6 protein-coding genes are annotated in these 5,420 nt (G+C 54.8%); 5 read left to right on the top strand and 1 reads right to left on the bottom strand.

Annotated elements, in window-relative coordinates; translation table 11 throughout:
• Positions 1 to 649, top strand: a 649-nt coding sequence (locus tag BG35_RS0105930; RefSeq protein ID WP_025782104.1) for an AIR synthase-related protein, incomplete at its 5' end; no start/stop codon positions are given.
• Positions 650 to 723: 74 nt separating this feature from the next.
• Positions 724 to 2,655: a DUF262 domain-containing protein gene (locus BG35_RS0105925; protein ID WP_161632551.1), complete on the top strand. Its 1,932-nt coding sequence runs from the start codon at positions 724 to 726 to the stop codon at positions 2,653 to 2,655.
• A 1,198-nt stretch (positions 2,656 to 3,853) separates the two neighbouring features.
• Here BG35_RS0105925 and BG35_RS13800 read toward each other — a convergent pair.
• Positions 3,854 to 3,988: a hypothetical protein gene (locus tag BG35_RS13800; protein ID WP_269087823.1), complete on the bottom strand. Its 135-nt coding sequence runs from the start codon at positions 3,986 to 3,988 to the stop codon at positions 3,854 to 3,856.
• Positions 3,989 to 4,268: 280 nt separating this feature from the next.
• Here BG35_RS13800 and BG35_RS13075 point away from each other — a divergent pair, with 280 nt between their 5' ends.
• The 3 genes from BG35_RS13075 to BG35_RS0105895 all read left to right on the top strand — a co-directional run.
• The gene (locus tag BG35_RS13075) at positions 4,269 to 4,754 is read left to right on the top strand and encodes an AIR synthase-related protein (RefSeq protein ID WP_161632550.1); all 486 of its coding nucleotides are present in this window, start codon (positions 4,269 to 4,271) and stop codon (positions 4,752 to 4,754) included.
• 75 nt (positions 4,755 to 4,829) lie between these two features.
• Positions 4,830 to 5,138 carry a DUF2499 domain-containing protein gene (locus BG35_RS0105900; protein WP_025782100.1) on the top strand — a complete coding sequence of 103 codons (309 nt, stop codon included), beginning with the start codon at positions 4,830 to 4,832 and terminating at the stop codon, positions 5,136 to 5,138.
• 5 nt (positions 5,139 to 5,143) lie between these two features.
• The coding region (locus tag BG35_RS0105895; RefSeq protein ID WP_173399742.1) for a DUF3593 domain-containing protein at positions 5,144 to 5,420 on the top strand (277 nt) is incomplete at its 3' end.

The raw sequence follows: 5,420 nt of genomic DNA, 5'->3' as shown, positions 1-5,420 counted from the left end.
GACGGATCCCGATCCCCGCCAGCCCCTGGCCCTCCAACTCAGCCTCGGGGTCAGCGTCCATGGCCGGGTGCGGAGCCGCCAGCGCTGGGGCAAAGGCCCCCTCCAGCCAGGGGATGCGCTGGTGCTCAGCCGCCCGCTGGGCAGTGGGGTGATCATGGCTGCTGCCCAGACCAACGGCGCAGTTCCGGCCTGGGTGGATCAAGCCCTTGCGGCAATGGGCAGCCCCCAGCAATGCCTGGTGCCGCTGCTGCGTCGCCATGGCTGCCGGGCCTGCACGGACGTGACCGGCTTCGGACTGTTGGGACATTTGGGGGAAATGATCCAGGCGTCTCCGTCCGGCATTCAGGTTCAACTGGATCCCCAAAGAGTTCCCGCCTATGGCGGCGCCCTGGAGTTGCTGAGGGCTGGCCATGCCAGTACCCTGGCGCCCCACAATGCCGCTGCTCTGGAGTTGCTGGCGCCCCAAGGGGCGATCCAACTGCGATCAGAACCCGGCACCGCCCGCCGGGCGTTGTTGATTGATCCCCAAACCTGCGGCCCCCTGCTGGCGGCTGTGCCGGCCCATCAGGCTCCAGCCCTGTTGCGGGCCATGGGGGCCATTCACCATGGGGGGACCATCATTGGGCGCGTGCAAGCCAACCAGGACTGAGGATGCACCCTTGCATCTTTCCTTCGCAACCAATTGTAAACTTTCTCCAAAGCTGGTTGACACAGATGCCAAGCTTGGCAAAACTTGCAGCCACACTTTGCTTTGAGGCACCGAAGGATTTGATGAACAACACGAAGTCACTCCAAGAACTGTTCCAAGACAAACTTTTCCGTATTCCTAATTATCAGCGTGGCTATGCATGGGAAAAACAACAAGTTGGTGAGTTTCTAGAGGATTTAGAATTGCTTGATTCTTCTCGTTGTCACTATACGGGCACCATCGTCCTTCATCAAGATAAGAATGCTCGAGAGAGGACGGATAACCAGGGACGAAGTTACACTGAGACAGATGTTGTAGATGGGCAGCAGCGCCTTACGACGATCATTCTGTTGTTGAGCGAGATAAGCCGAGCGTTAGGAAACCGAGGTGAGACTCTTGCCAATGGAATCAGAAAGGATTATGTCAAGGCTACAGACATGGATGGGCATCCGCTGTACAAATTAACGCTGAATGATGACATTGATCGCTTTTTCAGAAACAGTGTTCTCGCTGAAACCCCTGACCTTCAGGAGCCAACAGTAGAGTCGGCGTTGCGGCTGCGAGAGGCGAAGGACCAGATTGCCCAATTCTTGGCGAGAGTGGAGCACGGTAGCGCCAATCAAGAATGGTTGCAAGACTTGCATAAAAAAGTGACGACCAGGCTTCGTTTCAATCTGTATGAAGTGGACAAAGCGGCCGAGGTCGGAATTATCTTTGAGGTGATGAACGACAGAGGCAGGCCGTTGACTGACTTAGAAAAAATTAAGAACTATTTACTCTATGTTGCCTCGTCACTGAGGGTAGAGGAATCTAATCGTGAAGAGCTAGGCAAAGAAATAAATAGCATATGGTCTGACATCCTGAAATGCCTAATGAACGCTAAATTGAATTCAGACAATAACGAAAATAGACTACTTCGTACTCATTGGCTTATACATTATGATTCACAAAGTAAGCAATGGAAAGGCAGTAAAAGCATTCGGGATAAGTTCAACTTACGAAATCAGAACCACTCCCAACTTTTGAGCGACATCGATAAATACATCAATGGATTATACAATTCATGTATTTCTTTCTGCGATGTGCTCAAGCCAAACAGATCTGATGCGTTTCAGAGCTTTTCCGATAACATTCGCACGAAAATTTGTCTCTGGAGTGATAAGATAGTCAGAATGGGAGTGACTACGCCCTTCTTGCCACTTTTCATAGCTATGAGAATACGATGGCCTTCCGATCATGAAAACTATCTTAGTTTAGTGCAACTATGCGAAAAAATAGCCTTCCGTATATACAGAGTTGCCGAGTTCAGGTCAGATTTTAATCAATTGTTTATGCTTAGATTGGCGAATGCCGTGAGACAAGGAAAAATCTTTGAAGGAAAGGAGCTTGACTATAATTCAATTCAGCATTTTGTCAAGATAAATTATAACCAACGTAAAGATTATGAAGGCAGAGACTATTTTGAGTATTATTTCATAAAAGAAGCTATATTGCCTAAATCCTATAGTAAGGACTGGTATTCTTGGAAAGGGATCAAGTATTTTCTTTATGAATATGAGGAGTACTTGGCTTCTGACAAAGGGGCGTCTCCAGAAATCCAATGGAAAGATATAAAGGAAAGAGACACTATTGAACACATATTACCGCAGGCCATCGCAGGCCGTTGCTACTGGAAAGAACGCTTTAATGAGGAGGAACATCAACACTGTGTAGATGATATAGGTAATCTGATGTTAACCAAGCATAATTCATTCTATAGTAATAAACCATTCTTTGAGAAGAAAGGCACCGCCGATGCTAAATCACCCTGCTACGCGAACTCCCCCTTATTTCAAGAGCGTGAGATTGCGGCCTTGTGGGATAACTGGACACCTCAGTCAATATCGGAACGCCGTGGTAGACTGCTCGACTGGGCAAAAAGTCGATGGTACATCGACTTTGGCGATGGCCACCTCAGCTCCAGATGAAGAAGACAAGTACGATGACGAAGGAGACAAATCCGGCGCAGATTTTTCTGAAGAGGAAGATTAGATACTCTTACCCCGCTATTTCGTATTAGCGTTTGCGTACCACAGAGGAACAGCAGCAGGAGGCTTGACCCCTGCCTTAGCACTGAGGACAAGGCTCTGCTCACCGCGAGGTTCCAAAGAGCAAATGGTAACAATAGGGCACCACGAAAAATAAGAAAAGTCCACAATGGACTAGGAGAATGTGGGCAAAGGAAGGTTGCCATTCTCCTATAACAAATTTCTGTAAAAGAGTATGACTAAGGATGAAGAGTTCTGCCAAGCTGTCCAGAGATTTTGGCTCCCAAGGGTCTGAGATCTGTTAGGGAAAACCTGGGAAATTCGCTCCAGGCTACTTGGTCTTCTTGAGAAGCCTGGTGGCAGCTTGGTTCCCAGGCCCTGCAGTTGCTCCATTTTGGCATTTTCCAGTGTTTCCTTAGGATAGAGAGGCATTGCAGTTAATATCATGGTGGGCCAACAGGGTTTCTGGGACGAGGCGGAGAGGCTGGCGAAGCTCACCAGGAAGAAGTCCTCCCTGGAACGCCTCAAAGCCGCCATACCCTGGGAAGAACTCTGTCCACTGCTGGAGAGCCTTTGCGAAAGAGCGCAAGAGCCCGGCCGGTCGCAAAAGGATCGACGTGATCGTCATGTTCAAAATAGGGATAGCTTAGAATTGAAGATTTTCCACAACCTCTGCAGCAGTAGGGATGCAGACCAGGGACCTTGTCACAGGATACCGCACTGCTGCGGCCGCAACGAAGACAGCAGTGCTTCCCATCCACCCGTCAAGGCAAGGCCAGCACAAACGGCATTGAGTCCTTCTGGGCATTGCTCAAACCTGCAGCGGCACTCATCACTGGTGGAGCAAGCGCCACTGTTTCCGCCATGTAGCTGGATATGAGCCTCGTCAGAACACCATCGGCCTGAACGGTGAACCAGCAATTGAGACACTGCTACGGCAGGCAGCGGGCAAGCGGCTGACCTGTGCAGCGCTCATTGCTTGAGGGCTGGGGATTGTCGAGCAGGGTGCCGTCAGTGGCGCCCCCGCTCCAACCAGCCCCGCAGCTTGCCGAGATTCAGCAGCCCGGCCGGGTCGTAGGCCTGCTTGGCGTGCATCCGGTTCGCATCCACCACCCCAATCTTCCGTCCTCCACGGTGATCATGTTGAGATGAAGAGGGTGCCCCAGGTTTCGGGCGTCTCCATCACAGCCGCCAGGGCGTCGGCACCTTGCCAGCGCAGCAGGGGCAAAGCCTGCTGGCCCGTGCGCACTCCCTCTACGACTGACTTTCTCATGGTGAGAATGCGTCCCAAAGGGAAGGTTGTCCGATTTTTTGAGCTGGCCCAGTGCCCCTGGCCGGGGTGCGCAGCACCGCCCGGGAGTTGGGAGGGGAGCTTCTGGGTGGGCACAGCCTGCAAGCCCTGGCCGACCCGGATGCCCGTCAGCCCCGGCCCTCCATCTCAGCCTCGGGGTCAGTGTCCATGGCCGTGTGCAGAACTACCAGCACTGGCGCAAAGGCCCCCTCCACCCAGGGGACATGTTGGTGCTCAGCGACCTCTGGGCAGCGGGGTGATCATGGCTGCCGCTCAGGCCCATGGCGCCCCTCCGGGCCGGGTGGATGAAGCGCTTGCCGTCATGGGTCGCCCCCAGCAAGACTTGGTGCAACTGCTCCGCCGCCACGGTTGCCGGGCCTGCACGGACGTGACTGGCTTCGGACTGTTTGGACATTTGGGGGAAATGATCCAGGCGTCTCCGTCCGGCATTCAGGTTCAACTGGATCCCCGAAGGATTCCTGCCTATGACGGCACCCTGGAGTTGCTGAGGGCTGGCCATGCCAGCACCCTGGCGCCCCATAATGCCGCCGCCCTGGAGTTGCTGGCGCCCCAAGGGGCGATCCAACTGCGATCAGAACCCGGCGCCGCCCGCCGGGGGTTGTTGATTGATCCCCAAACCTGCGGCCCCCTGCTGGCGGCTGTGCCGGCCCATCAGGCTCCAGCCCTGTTGCAGGCCATGGCGGCCAGCCATCCTGGCGGCGCCGTCATCGGCATGGTGCGGGGTTAGGAAAAAAGGATTTAGAAGTCATTATCCCGAGTCCTGAGGCTAGCCTCAAACTGGTCTGCCCCGCCAGTGTCGTCCATGCATGCCTTGTCCCTCCCTACCTGGTGGATCCACGTCACTTCCGTGCTGGAGTGGTGCCTCGCCATGGGCTTGGTGGTGCGCTACGGGCGACTGCGGGGGGAGGCGGACTGGTGCTGGCTGGCCATGGCCATGACCCCGGCCCTGGTGAGCGCCATGTGCGCCTGCACATGGCATGCGTTTGACAATGCCGACAGCCTCAAATGGCTGGTCACCCTGCAAGCCGCCGCCACCCTGCTGGGCAACAGCACCCTGGCCCTGGCGGCCTGGTGGTTGTGGAAGCAGGCCCCCAGCCGCCATTTCCCCTGATCCCCATGGCGTCGTTGCTGTCAGCCCCCAATCTGTTTGCCTTCTCCCTGATCCCCTTTCTGGCCTTTTTATGGTATGCCCGGCGTAGTCAGCGGTTTCCGCCACTGGCTTGGTGGGGATTTGCCGCCACCCTTGTTTTTGTCCTGGTCACCGTGGTGGCTGGTGGCGTTGCTCAACTGCGTTTTGGGCAACAACTGGCGGATGTGGACCCCCTGCATGGGGGCGCCGAGGCATTCTTGACCGCCAGTAACCTGCTGATTGCCCTGGGCTTTGCCCAGGCGT

This window comes from Candidatus Synechococcus spongiarum SH4, from assembly GCF_000586015.1.
In the GTDB taxonomy this organism is placed as follows: domain Bacteria; phylum Cyanobacteriota; class Cyanobacteriia; order PCC-6307; family Cyanobiaceae; genus Synechococcus_B; species Synechococcus_B spongiarum_F.
The sequence above is the reverse complement of the archived record's forward strand: the minus strand, read 5'-3'. Positions and strand labels throughout refer to the sequence as shown.